Consider the following 16,698-nt stretch of genomic DNA (forward strand, 5'->3'; position numbering starts at 1 on the left):
CGGCGGGAGCGAGCGCCGTCGGGAGGGCATCGGCGCCGCGCCCGCCGGGTGGCGGTGGTGCCGCTCCTGACGGGCCGGGCCCTACGCCCCCGGCTCACCGGGCAGGCTCGGCCCGATGACGGGCCAGGTGACCGCGCCGGTGACCGGCCAGGTGTCCGGCGGGCGGTGCTTGGGGCGGCGGAGACCGGCGGCGGTCAGGCGGCGGAGCAGCTCCTTGCTGCCGACCTCGACCGCCCCGGCGAGCACCGCGGCGTCGTAGCGCTCCCGGGGCAGGTCGTAGTGGTCGCGCTCGAACGCCTTCGGGGGGACGCCGATCCCGGAGGCGAAGAGGTGCAGTTCCTCGAACGACACGTCACTGACCAGGTGCGACCACATACGGCCGTGCCCGGGCCAGATGGGCGGGTCGATGTAGAGGGTCACCTCAGTGCTCCGCGGGCGCGCCGAGCCTGCCGACCCGGGCCACCGCGACCGCCGTCTTGGGGCAGACCCAGTGCGGGTCGGGGCCCAACTCCGGCTCCACGTCGAGGGCGTGCGGATCGCCGGACTCCGTGCACACCGGGCACAGCGGCCAGCGGCCGTACCGCTCCAGCAGGGCGTCCTGGACGTCCTGGGCTATCAGCCCGGCGACGAACTCCACCCCGGCCGGCCACTGCTCCACCCACCAGCGGCGGTGGACGACCGCGTCCTCGACGAGGGAGACGATGTCGGCGTCGGCGACGTCGTTCGCCACCAGATCGGCGAGGACCAGCGCCCGCGCGGCGTGCAATGCCTGTTCCAGCTCCATGCCGTCCATTGTCGCGCGGACCGGTGACGGTCCGCTCCGCCGTCCACAGCCCCGCGGCGGGTCCGGCGGAGGTTGTCCACAGGCCATGACGAGGTATTGACGCCCCCTGGCGTTGAAATTACTTTTCAGTCGTGAGCAGCAGCGTGAAGGAAACTTTCAGCGAGGTGGCCGTCGAGTCCCGACCGGCCCCGACCCCGCCCGCCCCCGCGGCGCTGGCGGCCAAGGTCCGCACCCTCGGTCCGTCGATGACCCGCTCCATGCAGCGGGTCGCCGAGGCCGTCGCGGGCGATCCGGCCGGCTGCGCCGCCCTCACCGTCACCGGCCTGGCCGAGCGCACCCGCACCAGCGAGGCCACCGTCGTGCGCACCTCCCGGCTGCTGGGCTATCCCGGCTACCGTGACCTGCGGCTCGCGCTCGCCGCGCTCGCCGCGCAGCAGGCCGCGGGCGGCGCCCCCGCCGTCACGGCCGACATAGCGGTCGACGACTCCCTGATCGACGTCGTGGCGAAGCTGGCGCAGGAGGAGCAGCAGTGTCTCGCCGACACCGCCGCCGGACTGGACGTCACCCAGCTGGAGGCGGCCGTCTCCGCGCTGGCCTCGGCCCGCCGCATCGATGTGTACGGCATAGGGGCGTCGAGCCTGGTCGGCCAGGACCTGGTGCAGAAGCTGCTGCGGATCGGCCTGATCGCGCACGCCCACGCCGATCCGCATCTCGCGGTGACCAACGCGGTGCAGATGCGGGCGGGTGACGTCGCCCTCGCCATCACCCATTCGGGCCGGACGACGGACGTCATAGAGCCGCTGCGGGTCGCCTTCGACCACGGCGCGACGACGATCGCGATCACCGGCCGCCCGGACGGCGAGATCGCCTCGTACGCCGATCACATCCTGACCACCTCCACGGCCCGCGAGAGCGAGCTGCGACCGGCCGCGATGTCCTCGCGGACCAGCCAACTCCTCGTCGTGGACTGCCTGTTCATAGGTGTGGCGCAGCGCACGTACGACACCGCCGCGCCCGCCCTGTCCGCCTCCTACGAAGCGCTCGCCCACCGCCACTCCCCCCGCTCGCACCGCTGAGCCCGCCGTGCGTCGCCCCGCCCGGCGGCGCCCGCCCGGCCGTCACCGACCCGCCGGCCCGTCCCGGCACGCCGCACCGCTCCACGCCCCGCCGATCTCCCCCGCACCCGCACCACAGCACGTGTCGTACAGATCCGTCCGTACGAGCCGGAAAAGAGCCGCCACATGACTTCGACAGCCGATCACGCACATCTGCGGGCCCAGTTGGACACGCTCACCACCGAGGCGTTCCGCCCCGAGCTGGCCGAGATCGACCGGCGCTCCACCCTGGAGATCGCCCGGACGATGAACGACGAGGACGCGCGGGTGCCCGGCGCGGTCGCCACGCAGCTGCCCCGGATCGCCGCGGCCATCGACGCGCTCACCGCCCGGATGGCGGAAGGCGGCCGGTTGATCTACGCCGGCGCCGGGACGGCCGGACGGCTGGGGGTACTGGACGCCAGTGAGTGTCCGCCGACGTTCAACACCGACCCGTCCGAGGTGCTGGGGCTGATAGCCGGCGGCCCGTCGGCGATGGTCACGGCGGTGGAGGGCGCGGAGGACAGCAAGGCGCTGGCCGCCGCGGACCTGACGGCGCTGGGCCTGAGCGAGCGGGACACCGTCGTCGGGATATCCGCCTCCGGCCGCACCCCGTACGCGGTCGGCGCGGTGGAGCACGCGCGGAGCGTCGGGGCGCTGACGGTCGGGCTGTCCTGCAACGCCGGTTCGGCGCTGGGCGCGGCGGCGGAGCACGGCATCGAGATCGTCGTCGGTCCGGAGCTGCTGACGGGCTCGACGCGCCTCAAGGCGGGCACCGCGCAGAAGCTGGTGCTCAACATGTTCTCGACGATCACGATGATCCGGCTCGGCAAGACCTACGGCAATCTGATGGTCGACGTCCGGGCGTCCAACGACAAGCTCCAGGCCCGTTCGCGGCGGATCGTGGCGCTCGCCACCGGCGCCTCCGACGCGGAGATAGAAGCCGCCCTCGCGGCGGCGGACGGCGAGGTGAAGAACGCGATCCTGATCGTGCTCGGCGAGGTCGACGCCCCGTCGGCCGCCCGCCTTCTCGACGCCTCCCGCGGCCATCTGCGAGAAGCCCTGGAGGCGGCCCGCACGGCCTGACCCGCACCACCTGCCCCCGGTTCGGCGCCCCGGACGGTCCCGCACTGTCGCGGTCCCATGCCATCGCGCCCACCGGCCACCCGATTCATCCTGATACGAACTGTTCCTCCCTCCCCTCGTTGTCCGCACAGCAAGGCTCCGCACATGTCCGAAGACAAGAACCGCGCCACCGCCGCCGCGATCCTCCCGCTCGTCGGCGGCGCCCGGAACATCACCTCCCTCGCACACTGCATGACCCGGCTACGGCTCGGGCTCCGGGACCGTTCGCTGGTCCGGGACGAGGCGCTCAAGGCGCTGCCCGCGGTCCTGGGCGTCGTGGAGGACGACACGTACCAGATCGTGCTGGGCCCGGGGGCGGTCGCCCGCGTCACCCCGGAGTTCGAGCGGCTGGTGGAGGAGGAACGGGCCGCCGGACCGGAGGCGGCGCAGGCGCCGCGGACTCCCGCCACCAGGCCCGACGCCCCGGCCGCGGCCGGCGCCGTCGCCCCGGCCGCGGCGGACGCGGCGGGCACCTCCGCCCCGATCGCGGCCACGGCGGGGACCTCCTCCGGGGCCTCCTCCGGGGCCACGCCCGCCCACCCCGCTCATGGCACCACCGCCGCCGACCTCGCCGCCCAGGGTGCCGCGCTCAAGGCGCGGCAGAAGGCGCGGAACGCCACGCCGTTCAAGCTGTTCCTGCGCCGGGTCGCGAACATCTTCGTGCCGCTGATCCCCGCGCTGATCGGCTGCGGCATCGTCGCCGGTATCAACGGCCTGCTGACCAACCTCGGCTGGCTGCCGTCCGTCGTCCCGGCGCTGGCGGCGGTCGCCTCCGGCTTCATGTCGCTGATCGCCGTGTTCGTCGGCTACAACACCGCGAAGGAGTTCGGCGGGACACCGGTGCTGGGCGGCGCGGTCGCCGCCGTCATCGTCTTCCCCGGCATAGCGAACATCACGGCGTTCGGCCAGAAGCTCTCCCCGGGGCAGGGCGGTGTCCTCGGCGCGCTCGCCGCCGCGCTGCTCGCCGTCCAGGTGGAGAAGTGGTGCCGCCGCCATGTCCCGGAGGCGCTGGACGTCCTCGTCACCCCGACGCTGACGGTGCTGGTCACGGGCCTGGTGACGATCTACGGCCTGATGTTCGCGGCGGGCGGGGTGTCCCACGGCATCGGCACGGCCGCCACCTGGCTGCTGGCGCACGGCGGGGCGCTCGCCGGTTTCGTTCTCGGCGGGCTCTTCCTGCCGCTGGTCATGCTCGGCCTGCATCAGGCGCTCATCCCGATCCACACCACCCTGATCGAGCAGCAGGGGTACACCGTGCTGCTGCCGATCCTCGCGATGGCCGGTGCGGGGCAGGTCGGCGCCGCCGTCGCGGTCTATCTGCGGCTGCCGCGGAACACCTCGGTCCGCCGGACCGTCAAGTCCGCCCTCCCGGCCGGTTTCCTGGGCGTGGGCGAACCGCTGATCTACGGCGTCTCGCTGCCGCTGGGCCGCCCGTTCATCACGGCGTGCGTCGGCGGCGCGTTCGGCGGCGGCTTCATCGGGCTGTGCAACCAACTCGGCGACGCGGTCGGCTCCACCGCCATCGGCCCGTCCGGCTGGGCCTTGTTCCCGCTGGTCAAGGGCAACACCGGCCTCGGTACGACACTCGCCGTCTACGGCCTCGGGCTGGTCGTCGGCTATGTCACCGGCTTCCTCGCCACATACTTCTTCGGCTTCAGCCGCCAGATGCTCACGGAGCTGAACGCGGCGCCGGAAGCCCCGGAAGCCACCGGGAGCGGACCGTCCCCGGACACCACGCCGGAAGCCGCTCAGGCCGCACAGGCCGCACAGGCCGCACAAGCCGCACAGGCCGCGCCGATCACGCAGGCCGCGCAGACTGCCCAGGCCGCGGAGGCCACGACGGACCGACCCGCCAAGGAGTCCGCCACCGCCTGACGGTGCCGAGGCGCGGAGGTGCGCGCCGCCTGCCCGGGGGAGACCGGGGCCCCGCCTGCCCCGGTCTCCCCCGCCCCTACCCCTTGGCGATCATCAAGAACGCCACTCCCACGAACACGATGCTGCCCATGAGCGGCCCCAGGATGTTCCCGACCCGGTGCCGGCTGTCGTCGATCCGGGCGGTCTTCGGCGCCCCGGGGACGTACCACACCGGGGCCCGGCCGCCCACCGGATAGCCCCTGACCCCGGACATGTGGGCGCGGAACTCGTGCGCGCGGCCCTGGGCGTCGACGAATCCGATCACCGGGGTGGAGACGTTGCCGCTCCCCCTCCCGCCGCTGCTCACGTCGTGGCGGACCACCCAGCCCTCGATATGCACGCCGTCGCGCCGGAGGCGGCGCTGGTTCACGGTTTCATGAACCAAGAAGCCGACCAGGACGAGACCGGCCATCAGCGACAGCGCAATCCACATGTCGCCTCCCCTTCCCCTGCGGTGCGCGGGTCTTCGGGTATCTCGTGTTCGCAGAACAGGACGTGACGGCGAGGGCCCGCGGTTCCTGGCGCACACCCCCGGCCACGCGCCCGGCCGCCCCCACACCCCGCCTCCACCCAGTACGCTCCCCTCCCTAAGAGGGCCGACCTGACGGGGAGTTGGGAACATGACGCGCGACCTCATCCAGCCACCACCGGACCAGAACCCACCGGACCCGGTTCCCGCGCCGGATCCCACACCGGACCCGGCCCCGGACCCGAGCCCCGGCGCCCCCGCGCCCGCCCCGCCCCATCGCCTACGACGCCTCCGCCGCCTCCGCCACTGGTTCACCGGGCTCACCACCGACCGGAAGATCGCCGTGGTGGGCCTCGTCATCGCCGTCGTGCCGCTCGCCACACCCCTGGTCACCGCCGCCTACGACGCCGCCTTCGGCGACCCGGCGCTCGTCCTCTCAGCTGCCCAGAACGACGACACCTGTTCCACGGCGTGGCGCGTCGCCCCAGGTCAGGAAGGTCTTCGCACGGCGCTGCCGAACGCGGACGGGCACGCCCTCACCCGCTGGGAGCACGACCGGAAGATCACCCACCTGGGGACCACCGAGTCCTCCGTGAGCATCCGCGGCAACCTCGGCAAGGCCGTGCAGCTCCGCGACCTCTCGATCACCGTGCTGAAGCGCGGCGCCCCGCTCCCGGGCACCACCCAGCCCACCGTCGACTGCGGCGGCGACGGACCGCCCGAGCTGTTCTACGTCGATCTCGACACGCTGCCCGTCAACCACCCGGTCTCCGCGAGCTACTTGGCGACCAGCCCGCACCAGGCGGCGGCCCGTGAGGCGGCCGCGCGGTACAGCCGGGACCGCAAGCCGATGCGGCTGCCCGTGACCGTCTCCACCTCCAGCGTCTACGACCTGAAGCTCGTCGGCCGCAGCCAGGCGCATTACGTCGAGTGGCAGGCCACCTTGACCTGGTGGGACGGCGAGGAGACGCACACCACGACGCTCGACAACGACGGCCAACCGTTCCGGGTCACCGCGGAGCCCCGATGACCGGCCCGACGCCCGCGCCCGCGCGGGGCCGCCGCCTCCGCGCCCCGCGCTCACCCGTCACCTACGCCGCTCTCGCCGTCGCCCTCGTCCACCTCACCGGCGCGCTCCCCTTCCAGCTCGACTGGGCGAGCCGCGCCGCCGCGGGCGCCACCCACGGGGGCGCCCTCGACGCGCTCCGCCTCCTCACCGTCTCCCCGGTCCGCCGCTTCAGCACCGCGACGGGTCCGGGCGCCCTCGGCCTCGAAGCGCTGTGGACCGGCTGCTTCCTCTTCCTGCTGACAGCCGCGGCGCGCGCCCTCACCGCCCGTACGACGCTCCCGCCCCGCGCCCCGGAAGCGGCCGTGACCAGGGCGTACGCGCATATCGCCGCCTGGCCGGTGCTCGCCCCCGTCGCGCATCTGCTCGCGCTCGCCCTCACCCGGCTGCCCGAGCTGTCCTTCGATCCGACGCTGCGCGGGACCACCGCGTACACCCTGTTCCTCGATGTCCACGCCGGGCTCGGGCACACCGTCCTCCTCGGGCTGATCGGCGGTTTCACCACCGCGACGGTGCTGGTCACCCGCGCTCCCGAGGTCGCGGCCGACCCGCCGCCGTCCGGCCCGCGCGATCAACTGCGGCGGCTCCGCGGCCCGCTGGACACCCTCTGGCCCCGTCTCGGCGCCACGCTGCTCGCCACCGCCGCCGGGGCGCTCGTCCTCCTCCTCGTCGCGAGCGGCCTCCCGGGGCACCTCCTCGACCCGGCGTTCCGCTTCTGGTGCGCGCCCGCCGACGCCGCTCTGACCTGCGGCGACGACCTCGTCCGCCTGGCCGGCCCGGACTTCCCGACCTTCCCCGGCGGCGAACCGCTGCTCGCCCGCTTCACCCGGATCTACGCCTGGCAGGCATTTCTGCTGCTCTTCGCCGTCACGCACTTCACCGTCGCCTCGCTCACCCGCGCCCTGCCGCGCACCGTCCGCGCACTGCTGGCCGGTTGGTGCGGCTACACCACGGGCGCGATCGGCTTCGCCGCCGTGACGCAGGCGGTCGTCACCCTCTGGGACTCCCCCACCCGCAGCCTCACGTCCGACCAGCTCCTCGGCCTGCTCCTGCCGCCCGAGGGCCTCAACCACGCCCTCTACGCCGCCCCGTTCGCCGCCCTCCTCTGCGCCGCCCTGACCCGCGTACGGCCCCGGCGCCGCGGGAAGGCCGACGCGTCCGAAGCCGCCGCGTCCGACGAGGACGCGGCGGCCCCCGCTCACGGCAACCGGCTCGCCTGATTCACCTCCGCGACCCGCGCCCACAGCTCCTCCCGCAGCACCGGCTCGCGCAGCTGTTCCGGCGGGCAGTCCCACTCACGGCCGCCACCCGCGGGCCTGAGCTGCACATACGGCCCCTCGCGGCCCATGATCCGGCCGAGCCGCTCGTCCCGTACGTCGACCGCGTACCCGCCGGGCCGCAGCCACAGCGGCTCCCCGGCGGTCCGCCGCCACGCCTCGGCCCGCGGCGCTCCGTACGGCTCCTCCGGCCGTCGTCCGCCGCTCACTTCGGGCACCGGTCCAGCAGCTCCACGAGCTGCCGCGCGGTGGCGACGTTGCACCGGCCCAGCTCGACGAGCGGACGCGGGTCGACCATCGCGCACGACAACGGGTCCACGCCCAGCGACGGCAGTGCGATGCCGTGCCCCCGCAGCCCCTCGTCCAGCGCCCGGACGACGTCGTCCGCCTCGCCGAGCGCCTCGGCCGTCCGCCGCCGCCGTTCGCTCATCGCCATCGTTCTCCACCTTCCACGCTGTGTATGACGTTCGCCACACAGCGTGGCTGGACTCGGCTAGCCTGGAAAAGGGGCGCAGACCCAACAACATCCCCTGTACGACCTGGAGTTCTTCATGGCAGGACCCAAGCGTCTCGATCCATCCTCCTCACCCCGCGCGATGCTCGGCGCGGAGCTGAGGCACCAGCGGGAGAAGGCGAATCTCTCCCAGGAAGATCTGGGCACCCAGCTCTTCGTCAGCGGTTCGTTCATCGGCCAGCTCGAAGCCGGTACGCGCCGGATGCTGCCGGAGTACGCGCAGAAGATAGACGAAATCCTCAAGACCGACGGGTACTTCAAGCGGAACTGCGGTGCCGCGATGAAGTCCAAGTATCCGGATCACTTCGCGGAGGCTGCGGAGGCGGAAGCCCAGGCGTCGTCGATCAAGGAGTACTCGCCCAGCCTGATCCCTGGACTGTTGCAGACGGAGGCGTATGCGCGGGCTATGTTCCGCGCAGGCCACCCGACGGCGCTCGAATCGGTCATCGACGAGCTGGTCGCGGCCCGACTCGAACGAGCCCGAATCCTCGACGACGCAACAACCCCCCTGTTGTGGGTCGTTCTGGATGAGGCTGCGATCAGGCGCCCCGTCGGCGGACCGGCAGCGATGGCTGAGGTGCTGCGCCACATCGCCGCGCTGGGCCGCCGCCACCGGATCATCGTCCAGGTGCTGCCGTTCGATGTCGGAGGTCACGCCGCGCTTGAAGGTTCTCTCAAGCTCATGGCATTCACCGACGCCCCTGCCCTCGCGTACCTTGACGGTCTGGGCACAGGGCGGTTGGTGGACGATCCGGCAACGGTGAGCCGGTACGAACTGTCCTACGATCTCCTCGCGGCCAGCGCACTGTCACCGGAGGCGTCTCTGGCCCTGATCGAAACGGCAGCGGAGGCATTCACCGATGAAGTCGAGCAAGAGTGAGTACGACCTGAGCGCTGCGACCTGGCACAAGTCGAGCTACAGCGGCGCCAGCGGCGGCAACTGCCTTGAGGTGGCTCGGGACTTCCCCGGCGCCGCCACCTGGCGAAAGTCCAGCTACAGCGACGCCAGCGGCGGCAACTGCCTCGAAGTCGCCGACGGCATCCCCGGGATCGTCCCCGTACGGGATTCCAAGCGGCCCGAGGGCCCGGCGCTGACGTTCCAGGCGGCGTCCTGGGCGCGGTTCGTGGGCGGCGTCAACGGCGGGACGTTCGGCGACGCCTGAGCGGTAGGCGCGAACGCCGCGGCCCCGGTTCCCCGTTGGGGAGCCGGGGCCGCGGCGTCCCTCACCGCAACACCAACCCCAACCCCCGCTCCAGCGCCGTCGCCTGCTCCGGTGTGACGAGGGCGACGATCGTGTCGTAGACGCCGTGCTTCTCGCGCGGGAAATCGACGTAGCGGAACGTCCGGGCGTCGTCGCCGCCGGGGTTCAGGGCATCGATCGCCTCGGTGGCGGCCAGGTGGTCGTAGTACTCGTCCGAGAAGTGCTCGGCGGGGACCGCGACCGCGATGCCGTTGCGCTCGAACTCCAGGGTGTCGTCCCGGGAGGCACCGTCCGGGGAGCGGTCGCCCTCCACGAGACGGACCTTGCCGACGGTGACCGCGCCGCCGGTCAGCTCCGCGGCGCGCTCCAGCAGGTAGGTGTAGCCGGGCTCCAGGTAGTCGACGTCGTCGGCGTGGATCGAGAGGGCTATCCCGAAGGACTCCAGCGCGCAGGCGACCTCGTACGGGCGCAACGGATCGTTCGCCCACTGCGCGTACTCCGCGAGCACCTGCCGGACCTTCTCCGGCGCCACCACACCGGCCTCCTCCAGGACCGCTCCGACCCGCACATACGTCATCGTCTGCGTGTTCGACATACCGGCATCCTGCCAGAGGGGTATGACAGCAGGAGGCCCGACGAAGCGGGGAGTTGGGGAGCCGGGGGCCGCTCCGGGCTCAGGCGGCGCGGGCGGCGACCTCGTCGGTCAGGGCGGCCAGCAGCCAGTCGTGCGCGGCACCCGGGGTCGGCACGGGAAGGCCCTCGCGCGGGCCCAGCACTTCGGCGGTGAGCGCCCAGTACGGGTCGATCCGCGGGTCCGCGGCGAGACGGCCGGCGAGCTGACGGCGGAATTCCGGGGTGTCCCGGGCACCGCCGGCGGAGGCGGCGTACGCGGCGACGAAGCAGTCCAGCGCCTCCCCCGGATGCGGCGCCCGCGCCCGCCGCAGCGGCGCCGCCGCCAGTTCGTACGCCTCGCCCAGCCCGGCGTAGAGGACCTCCGGGCGGAAGCCGGGACCGGAGCGGTGCGCGGCGGGCTGCGGGCGGGCGGAGCCGTCGCACGGCCGGGTCACCAGGGCGTGCAGCCGGGCGAAGGCGAGGACCTGCGCGGGCGTCGGATCGTCCGGCGGTACGGGCACCGCCTGCTCCAGGAAGGCGGCGACCGCGCGGGCCGGCATCCGCGGCGGCAGCCAACCCCGCCAGAACCGGGCGAGCGGCGCCGTGCTGGGCGGCGCCGCCACCGCGCCGATGAGCCGCAGCCGGTCGGCGCGCTCCGAGGGCGGACACTCCTGCACGAGCCGCAGCCCGGCCTCCCGCCACCGCAACGCCGCCATGTGGCCGCCCAGTTGCCGCAGCTGCCCGGCGACGGCGTCCTCCAGCACGCCGCCCGCGCCCGCCTCGTCGTCGACGATCCGCCGCACCTGGGGCACGGGCAGATCCAGGGCCCGCAGGGAGCGGATCAGCCGCAGCCGGTCGAGGGCGCCGGGGTCGTACCGCCGGTGCCCGCCCGCACTGCGCGACCGCTCCGGGAGCAGCCCACGGTCCGAGTAGAACCGCACGGTCTTGACCGTGACGCCGCCGCGTTCGGCCAGCTCACCGATGCTCCACAGCCCGTCGGATGCCGTCACTTGAACCTCCCTCAGGGGGAGTTCCTACCGTACCGGCGGGCTCGGACGGACGGGCCGATCGGGGGACGGTCCGTCCGGCCACCCCCGACGTCGGGGGGCGCGCCGCGGTACGCCGGGCGCCCCCTCCGCACCCGGTGGTGCCCTGACAGCTACGGACGGAACGAGGAGCGAACGATGAACGACACGGAACACAACAGGGCTCATGACGGGCACACCAGGCCCCACTTCCTCCTGGTCCCCGGCGCCTTCACCGGCGGATGGGTGTGGGAGGAGACGGCGGCGCGGCTGAGGGCGGCGGGCGCGGGGGCGTACGCCGTGACGCTCGTCGGCCCCGAGGGAGCGCGCGACGGCGGGAGCGCGCCGGACCTGGAGGCACATGTCGAAGAGGTGGTGCGGGCCGTCGATGCCATGGCGGACACCGGCCGGGACCTCGTCCTCGTCGGCCACGGTTACGGCCTGCACCCGGTGCTCGGCGCCGCCGACCGGCGCCCGGACCGCGTGGCGCGGATCGTCGCCCTGGACACCGCCCCCGCCCGGAACGGCCAACCCGCCTGGGCCACCGTGCCCGACCAGGGCGTACAGGAGGAGCTGGCGGCACGGGCGGAGTCCGCCGAGCCCGGCGGCGAGCCGCTCCCGCCCCCGGACTCGGCGGCGGCCTGGCGCCGCTGGGGCAGCACCGACGGCCTGCCCGGCGCGGCGCTGGAGCGGCTGGTCCGGGACGCCGTCCCGCAGCCGCTCGGCACCCTCGTCCAGCCGCTCCACCTGACCGGCGCCGCCGCCGGCATCCCCACCACCGGCGTCCTCTGCACCGCCAACGGCGCGAGCATCGAGCTGGTCCAGATGCGGGTCAGCCTCGGCGACCCCGCGTTCCAGCCGCTCGCCACACCCGGTGTCAGCTTCCTCGAACTGCCCACCGGGCACTGGCCGATGCTCTCCTCCCCGGACGCCCTCGCCGACATCCTGCTGCGCGCGGCGGCCGGCGAGGGCCGCCGCCTCACCCCGGCGGGCAGCCAACCGCCGCCGCATCTGCGTCCCTTCCTCCTCGACGTACCCGAGGTGCCGCACGAGCGGAACGAGACCCTCGATCTGTACCTCCCCGGGGGCGACGGGCCGCATCCGGCGGTGATCGTCGTCCACGGCGGGCCGATCCCCGAAGGCATCCGGCCGACGCCCCGCGAGTGGCCGACACTCACCGGCTACGCCCGCCTCGCCGCGGCCCACGGCGCGATCGGCGTCACCTTCGACCACAGGCTGTACGACATCGACCGCTACCCGCACGCCGCGGAGGACGTCGCGGCGGCCGTGGCGCGGGTCCGCGCCGACCCGCGGGTGGACGGCGACCGGATCGCGCTGTGGTTCTTCTCCGGCGGCGGGCTGCTCGCCGCCGACTGGCTGAGCGCCCCGCCGCCGTGGCTGCGCTGCATCGCCGCGAGCTACGCGGTCCTCGCGCCGATGCCCAACTGGGGGCTGGACGGCGACCGGTTCCGCCCGGCGGCGGCGGTCCGCGGCGCGGGCGACCTGCCGCTCGTCGTGGTCCGGGCCGGCCGCGAACTACCCGAGATCGCCGCCACGGTCACAGAGTTCCTGACCGCGGCCGAGGCGCACGGCGCCGCGCTGGAGGTGATCGACGTACCCGACGGCCACCACGGCTTCGAGACCGCGGATCCCCACTCCGACACCGACCTCGAAGCGCTCCGCACCGCCGTCCGCGCGGCGCTCGGCGCCGTCCTGGGCCATCTGACGGAACGGTAGGCCGCACCCGCGGGCGCGCGGTCCTACTGCTCCCCCACGGGCTCCTCGAAGGTCAGCCCGAGGTGGCGGCCGAGGGCCGCGCGCTGGTCGGCCGTGGCGAGGACCATGATCGCATCCCATCCCTGGTACGGGCCCTCGGGACCGTAGTCGACGCAGCGGAAGTCGCGCGGATCGTCCACCGGGCTCAGCGCCTCGATGGCCGCCTGCGCCGCGCCGATGTCGAAGTAGTCGTTGGACTCCTGCTCCACACCGAAGAAGTGCCGCTTCCCCTGGGCCGTGAAGTACAGGACGCCCTCGCCGGACTCGGGATCGTCCTCGTCGTCCCTCTCGAAGCGGTAGTCCGTCACCTCGACCGCGCCGCCGGTGAGCGCCGCCGCCTCCTCCAGCAGCTCGCCGTACGCGACATCGGCGAAGTCGACGTCCTCGGCGTGGATGCTGACGGCCGCGCCGAAGTCCTCCAGCGCGTAGGCGACATGGTGGAGCGGGGTGATCTCCTCGTACGCGACGTCCCCGAAGGACTCGACGGCCTCGCGGCCCTTCTCCGCCGTGATCAGGCCGAGCGCGGTGAGCACCTCGGCGATCCGGGCGTAGGTGATCGGCCCTGCGGGCGCGGCGTCGTCGAGGGACGACGCCGCGCGTGTGGTCGGCTCTGCTGGTGACATGAGCACACCCTCTCAAGGGCGGGCAGGCCGGTGGGGCGGTTCCGATCCATTCGTCCGGCCCCGGACACGCCGCAGGGGCGGCACCCCTCCGAAGAAGGGTGCCGCCCCTGCGGACCAGCGGACGGTGATCCGCCCGTCCCGCCGCGTGCGACAGGACGGGGCAGGGATCAGAAGTCCATGTCACCGCCGGGCATGCCGCCCGGAGCGCCCGCCGCGGCGGCCTTCTCCGGCTTGTCGGCGATGACGGCCTCGGTGGTGAGGAACAGCGCGGCGATGGAGGCGGCGTTCTGCAGCGCGGAACGGGTCACCTTCGCCGGGTCGATGATGCCCTCGGCGATCATGTCGACGTACTCGCCGGTGGCGGCGTTCAGACCGTGGCCGACGGCCAGGTTGCGCACCTTCTCCACCACAACGCCGCCCTCGAGGCCGCCGTTGACGGAGATCTGCTTCAGCGGGGCCTCCAGGGCCAGCTTCACAGCGGCGGCACCGGTGGCCTCGTCGCCCTCCAGCTCCAGCTTCTCGAAGACGCTGGAAGCCTGCAGCAGGGCGACGCCACCGCCGGCGACGATGCCCTCCTCGACGGCCGCCTTCGCGTTGCGAACGGCGTCCTCGATGCGGTGCTTGCGCTCCTTCAGCTCGACCTCGGTCGCGGCACCGGCCTTGATGACCGCAACACCGCCGGCGAGCTTCGCCAGGCGCTCCTGCAGCTTCTCGCGGTCGTAGTCGCTGTCCGAGTTCTCGATCTCGGCGCGGATCTGGTTGACGCGGCCCTGGACCTGGTCGCTGTCGCCGGCACCGTCGACGATGGTGGTCTCGTCCTTGGTGATGACGACCTTGCGGGCGCGGCCCAGCAGGTCGAGACCGGCGTTCTCCAGCTTGAGGCCGACCTCCTCGGAGATGACGGTGCCACCGGTGAGGATGGCGATGTCGCCGAGCATGGCCTTGCGGCGGTCACCGAAGCCCGGGGCCTTGACGGCGACGGACTTGAAGGTGCCACGGATCTTGTTGACGACCAGGGTCGACAGGGCCTCGCCCTCGACGTCCTCGGCGATGATCAGCAGCGGCTTGCCGGACTGCATGACCTTCTCCAGGAGCGGCAGCAGGTCCTTCACGTTGCCGATCTTGGAGTTGACGATCAGGATGTACGGGTCGTCGAGCGACGCCTCCATACGCTCCATGTCGGTGGCGAAGTACGCCGAGATGTAGCCCTTGTCGAAGCGCATACCCTCGGTGAGCTCCAGCTCCAGACCGAAGGTCTGGGACTCCTCGACGGTGATGACGCCTTCCTTGCCGACCTTGTCCATGGCCTCGGCGATCAGCTCGCCGATCTGGGTGTCAGCGGCGGAGATGGAGGCGGTCGAAGCGATCTGCTCCTTGGTCTCCACGTCCTTGGCCTGCTCCAGCAGGGCGGCGGAGACGGCCTCGACGGCGGTCTCGATGCCGCGCTTGAGGGCCATCGGGTTGGCGCCGGCGGCGACGTTGCGCAGACCCTCACGGACCAGCGCCTGGGCCAGGACGGTCGCGGTCGTCGTGCCGTCACCGGCGACGTCGTCCGTCTTCTTCGCGACCTCCTTGACCAGCTCGGCGCCGATCTTCTCGTACGGGTCCTCCAGCTCGATCTCCTTGGCGATGGACACACCATCGTTGGTGATCGTGGGGGCGCCCCACTTCTTCTCCAGGACGACGTTGCGACCCTTGGGGCCGAGGGTCACCTTGACGGCGTCGGCGAGCTGGTTCATACCGCGCTCAAGGCCGCGCCGCGCCTCCTCGTCGAACGCGATGATCTTGGCCATGTGAAGTGGTCCTCCCAGGACGAAGGGGGCACCTCCCGCGCCTTTGGGGCGTGGAGGCTCTTTCCTCCGGACCGCGCTGGCGCCCGCGACGGACGGCCCACCGTTGGAGCGGTTCCTTCCCGCCCCGCCTGCGGACCTCACCGACGGTCCAAAACTGTCACTCTCACTCGGAGAGTGCTAACGCAATGATTAGCACTCGACCCCCTCGAGTGCAAGCGCCCTCCGAAGGTGGGCTCATTGAGGGGCGGTGGTCGGGCGACGGGTGGGCGCAAGCGCCCTCCGAAGGTGGGCTCGTTGAGGGGCGGTGGTCGGGCGACGGGTGGGCGCAAGCGCCCTCCGAAGGTGGGCTCGTTGAGGGGCGGTGGTCGGGCGACGCCCCGGGCACAGCAGGAGGCCCGCACCCCCCTGCGGGGTGCGGGCCTCCTTGACGCGCAGTCGGTCGGCGCTCAGCCGGCCGCCAACTTGACCATGTCGGCCTGCGGCCCCTTCTGGCCCTGCGAGATCTCGAAATCGACCCGCTGGCCCTCCTCGAGGGTGCGGTAGCCGTCCATCTGGATCGCGCTGTAGTGGACGAAAACATCCGCACCACCGTCGACCGCGATGAAGCCGTACCCCTTCTCCGCGTTGAACCACTTGACGGTGCCCTGAGCCATGCCTAACTCCCCTATTACTGGCCCTTCGCAGGACCGCACTCCGCGGACCCGGGTCAGACCTCACCCCGCGAATGGCCCGTGGGGTGTGCGCCGGAACGCGTCGACCGCCGCCGAATGTATCCGCACCGGCGCCCAGCGCAACAGGTCAATCGGACGAGAATTCTGACGGCGTGAGAAGTAGCGATATGCGCAGAACTGGCCTTATTCCCGGGCAACTCGGGCCGGGCATAAGGAACTTAGGACGCAAACTCCGCACACACTTTGCACACAACTCATCGCGATCCCGGGGCGTTCAGAAGGCCGCCACACCGCGCTCGACGAGCAGAAGAAGGGGATCGACGAAATGGTATCGCGTTTTGCAGGACCCTTTCACAACGCGGAATCGCCCCGTCCGGATATCCGGACGGGGCGATTATCGGTCAGTAGAGGAAAGGAATGGCGAGAACCATTCGCCACTCGGGCGGGCGGCTCCCCGCTCCGGTGCGGGCGTCAGCAGCCGCCGGCCACCGCGGGGATGATCGAGACGCCCGCGCCCTCCGGCGTCGGCGTCTCCAGGCCCTGCTCGAAGCGGACGTCGTCGTCGTTGACGTAGACGTTCACGAAGCGCCGCAGCTTGCCCGCGTCGTCCAGCACCCGGGCGGCGATGCCCTGGTGGTTCTTCTCCAGGTCGGTGATGACCTCGGACAGCGTCGCGCCCTCGGCGCTGACTTCGGACGCGCCGCCGGTGTACGTACGGAGGATGGTGGGGATGCGGACCTTGACGCTCATGGG

19 protein-coding genes are annotated in these 16,698 nt (G+C 72.6%); 8 read left to right on the forward strand and 11 right to left on the reverse strand.

Going from position 1 to position 16,698, the window contains the following annotated elements; all coding sequences use genetic code 11:
- Positions 1-81 precede the first annotated feature (81 nt).
- Together ACF1BH_RS03815 and ACF1BH_RS03820 are read right to left on the reverse strand one after the other, a co-directional pair.
- Positions 82-420 (reverse strand): DUF4031 domain-containing protein, encoded by a 339-nt coding sequence (locus ACF1BH_RS03815; protein WP_391640760.1) that lies wholly within the window; start codon positions 418-420, stop codon positions 82-84.
- A 1-nt stretch (position 421) separates the two neighbouring features.
- Positions 422-784, reverse strand: coding sequence for a hypothetical protein (locus ACF1BH_RS03820; RefSeq protein ID WP_391640761.1), 363 nt, complete (start codon positions 782-784; stop codon positions 422-424).
- 131 nt (positions 785-915) lie between these two features.
- Between ACF1BH_RS03820 and ACF1BH_RS03825 the strand changes: the two genes are divergently transcribed.
- The 3 genes from ACF1BH_RS03825 to ACF1BH_RS03835 all read left to right on the forward strand — a co-directional run bounded on the left by ACF1BH_RS03825 (position 916) and on the right by ACF1BH_RS03835 (position 4,878).
- Positions 916-1,860, forward strand: coding sequence for a MurR/RpiR family transcriptional regulator (locus tag ACF1BH_RS03825; RefSeq protein ID WP_391640762.1), 945 nt, complete (start codon positions 916-918; stop codon positions 1,858-1,860).
- 165 nt (positions 1,861-2,025) lie between these two features.
- Positions 2,026-2,964, forward strand: a complete 939-nt coding sequence (gene murQ, locus ACF1BH_RS03830) for an N-acetylmuramic acid 6-phosphate etherase (RefSeq protein WP_391640763.1) — start codon at positions 2,026-2,028, stop codon at positions 2,962-2,964.
- Positions 2,965-3,108: 144 nt separating this feature from the next.
- Positions 3,109-4,878 (forward strand): PTS transporter subunit EIIC, encoded by a 1,770-nt coding sequence (locus ACF1BH_RS03835; RefSeq protein ID WP_391640764.1) that lies wholly within the window; start codon positions 3,109-3,111, stop codon positions 4,876-4,878.
- A 76-nt stretch (positions 4,879-4,954) separates the two neighbouring features.
- Here ACF1BH_RS03835 and ACF1BH_RS03840 read toward each other — a convergent pair whose 3' ends face one another.
- Positions 4,955-5,350 carry a DUF3592 domain-containing protein gene (locus tag ACF1BH_RS03840; RefSeq protein ID WP_391640765.1) on the reverse strand — a complete coding sequence of 132 codons (396 nt, stop codon included), beginning with the start codon at positions 5,348-5,350 and terminating at the stop codon, positions 4,955-4,957.
- 187 nt (positions 5,351-5,537) lie between these two features.
- On the opposite strand from ACF1BH_RS03840, the gene ACF1BH_RS03845 reads away from it, so the two are divergent.
- Together ACF1BH_RS03845 and ACF1BH_RS03850 are read left to right on the forward strand one after the other, a co-directional pair.
- On the forward strand, positions 5,538-6,416 hold the full coding sequence (locus tag ACF1BH_RS03845) for a hypothetical protein (protein WP_391640766.1): 879 nt from the start codon (positions 5,538-5,540) through the stop codon (positions 6,414-6,416).
- Positions 6,413-7,672: a hypothetical protein gene (locus ACF1BH_RS03850; RefSeq protein WP_391640767.1), complete on the forward strand. Its 1,260-nt coding sequence runs from the start codon at positions 6,413-6,415 to the stop codon at positions 7,670-7,672. The genes ACF1BH_RS03845 and ACF1BH_RS03850 overlap by 4 nt, the downstream gene beginning before the upstream one ends.
- Here ACF1BH_RS03850 and ACF1BH_RS03855 read toward each other — a convergent pair.
- Positions 7,651-7,947 (reverse strand): hypothetical protein, encoded by a 297-nt coding sequence (locus ACF1BH_RS03855; RefSeq protein WP_391640768.1) that lies wholly within the window; start codon positions 7,945-7,947, stop codon positions 7,651-7,653. The genes ACF1BH_RS03850 and ACF1BH_RS03855 overlap by 22 nt on opposite strands.
- Entirely contained in the window at positions 7,935-8,165 is a 231-nt protein-coding gene (locus tag ACF1BH_RS03860) for a hypothetical protein (RefSeq protein WP_391640769.1), read from the reverse strand. The genes ACF1BH_RS03855 and ACF1BH_RS03860 overlap by 13 nt, the downstream gene beginning before the upstream one ends.
- A 115-nt stretch (positions 8,166-8,280) precedes the next feature.
- Between ACF1BH_RS03860 and ACF1BH_RS03865 the strand changes: the two genes are divergently transcribed.
- Both ACF1BH_RS03865 and ACF1BH_RS03870 read left to right on the forward strand, forming a co-directional pair.
- Positions 8,281-9,123 carry a helix-turn-helix domain-containing protein gene (locus tag ACF1BH_RS03865; protein WP_391640770.1) on the forward strand — a complete coding sequence of 281 codons (843 nt, stop codon included), beginning with the start codon at positions 8,281-8,283 and terminating at the stop codon, positions 9,121-9,123.
- Positions 9,104-9,406, forward strand: coding sequence for a DUF397 domain-containing protein (locus ACF1BH_RS03870; protein ID WP_391640771.1), 303 nt, complete (start codon positions 9,104-9,106; stop codon positions 9,404-9,406). The genes ACF1BH_RS03865 and ACF1BH_RS03870 overlap by 20 nt, the downstream gene beginning before the upstream one ends.
- A 61-nt stretch (positions 9,407-9,467) precedes the next feature.
- On the opposite strand, the gene ACF1BH_RS03875 is transcribed toward ACF1BH_RS03870, so the two are convergent.
- The gene (locus tag ACF1BH_RS03875; RefSeq protein ID WP_391640772.1) at positions 9,468-10,040 is read right to left on the reverse strand and encodes a hypothetical protein; all 573 of its coding nucleotides are present in this window, start codon (positions 10,038-10,040) and stop codon (positions 9,468-9,470) included.
- Positions 10,041-10,119: 79 nt separating this feature from the next.
- Entirely contained in the window at positions 10,120-11,067 is a 948-nt protein-coding gene (locus ACF1BH_RS03880) for a MerR family transcriptional regulator (protein WP_391640773.1), read from the reverse strand.
- Positions 11,068-11,241: 174 nt separating this feature from the next.
- Between ACF1BH_RS03880 and ACF1BH_RS03885 the strand changes: the two genes are divergently transcribed.
- Entirely contained in the window at positions 11,242-12,819 is a 1,578-nt protein-coding gene (locus ACF1BH_RS03885) for an alpha/beta fold hydrolase (protein WP_391640774.1), read from the forward strand.
- 23 nt (positions 12,820-12,842) lie between these two features.
- Here the strand turns inward: ACF1BH_RS03885 and ACF1BH_RS03890 are convergent, their stop codons facing one another.
- From ACF1BH_RS03890 to ACF1BH_RS03905, 4 genes are all read right to left on the reverse strand, one after another.
- On the reverse strand, positions 12,843-13,481 hold the full coding sequence (locus tag ACF1BH_RS03890; RefSeq protein ID WP_391640775.1) for a hypothetical protein: 639 nt from the start codon (positions 13,479-13,481) through the stop codon (positions 12,843-12,845).
- 167 nt (positions 13,482-13,648) lie between these two features.
- Entirely contained in the window at positions 13,649-15,274 is a 1,626-nt protein-coding gene (gene groL, locus ACF1BH_RS03895; protein ID WP_345079278.1) for a chaperonin GroEL, read from the reverse strand.
- Positions 15,275-15,720: 446 nt separating this feature from the next.
- Positions 15,721-15,927 (reverse strand): cold-shock protein, encoded by a 207-nt coding sequence (locus tag ACF1BH_RS03900; RefSeq protein WP_030285851.1) that lies wholly within the window; start codon positions 15,925-15,927, stop codon positions 15,721-15,723.
- Positions 15,928-16,416: 489 nt separating this feature from the next.
- Positions 16,417-16,695, reverse strand: a complete 279-nt coding sequence (locus ACF1BH_RS03905) for a MoaD/ThiS family protein (RefSeq protein ID WP_391640776.1) — start codon at positions 16,693-16,695, stop codon at positions 16,417-16,419.
- Positions 16,696-16,698: the final 3 nt, after the last annotated feature.

It is taken from the genome of Streptomyces sp. NPDC014733, assembly GCF_043083385.1.
In the GTDB taxonomy this organism is placed as follows: domain Bacteria; phylum Actinomycetota; class Actinomycetes; order Streptomycetales; family Streptomycetaceae; genus Streptomyces.

Coding starts and splice junctions, on each gene's coding strand:
- ACF1BH_RS03870 (WP_391640771.1), top strand. CDS start 9,104: ATGAAGTCGAGCAAGAGTGAGTACGACCTGAGCGCTGCGACCTGGCAC.
- ACF1BH_RS03900 (WP_030285851.1), bottom strand. CDS start 15,927: ATGGCTCAGGGCACCGTCAAGTGGTTCAACGCGGAGAAGGGGTACGGC.
- ACF1BH_RS03845 (WP_391640766.1), top strand. CDS start 5,538: ATGACGCGCGACCTCATCCAGCCACCACCGGACCAGAACCCACCGGAC.
- ACF1BH_RS03850 (WP_391640767.1), top strand. CDS start 6,413: ATGACCGGCCCGACGCCCGCGCCCGCGCGGGGCCGCCGCCTCCGCGCC.
- ACF1BH_RS03835 (WP_391640764.1), top strand. CDS start 3,109: ATGTCCGAAGACAAGAACCGCGCCACCGCCGCCGCGATCCTCCCGCTC.
- ACF1BH_RS03875 (WP_391640772.1), bottom strand. CDS start 10,040: ATGTCGAACACGCAGACGATGACGTATGTGCGGGTCGGAGCGGTCCTG.
- ACF1BH_RS03840 (WP_391640765.1), bottom strand. CDS start 5,350: ATGTGGATTGCGCTGTCGCTGATGGCCGGTCTCGTCCTGGTCGGCTTC.
- ACF1BH_RS03820 (WP_391640761.1), bottom strand. CDS start 784: ATGGAGCTGGAACAGGCATTGCACGCCGCGCGGGCGCTGGTCCTCGCC.
- ACF1BH_RS03890 (WP_391640775.1), bottom strand. CDS start 13,481: ATGTCACCAGCAGAGCCGACCACACGCGCGGCGTCGTCCCTCGACGAC.
- murQ (WP_391640763.1), top strand. CDS start 2,026: ATGACTTCGACAGCCGATCACGCACATCTGCGGGCCCAGTTGGACACG.
- groL (WP_345079278.1), bottom strand. CDS start 15,274: ATGGCCAAGATCATCGCGTTCGACGAGGAGGCGCGGCGCGGCCTTGAG.
- ACF1BH_RS03860 (WP_391640769.1), bottom strand. CDS start 8,165: ATGGCGATGAGCGAACGGCGGCGGCGGACGGCCGAGGCGCTCGGCGAG.
- ACF1BH_RS03905 (WP_391640776.1), bottom strand. CDS start 16,695: ATGAGCGTCAAGGTCCGCATCCCCACCATCCTCCGTACGTACACCGGC.
- ACF1BH_RS03885 (WP_391640774.1), top strand. CDS start 11,242: ATGAACGACACGGAACACAACAGGGCTCATGACGGGCACACCAGGCCC.
- ACF1BH_RS03865 (WP_391640770.1), top strand. CDS start 8,281: ATGGCAGGACCCAAGCGTCTCGATCCATCCTCCTCACCCCGCGCGATG.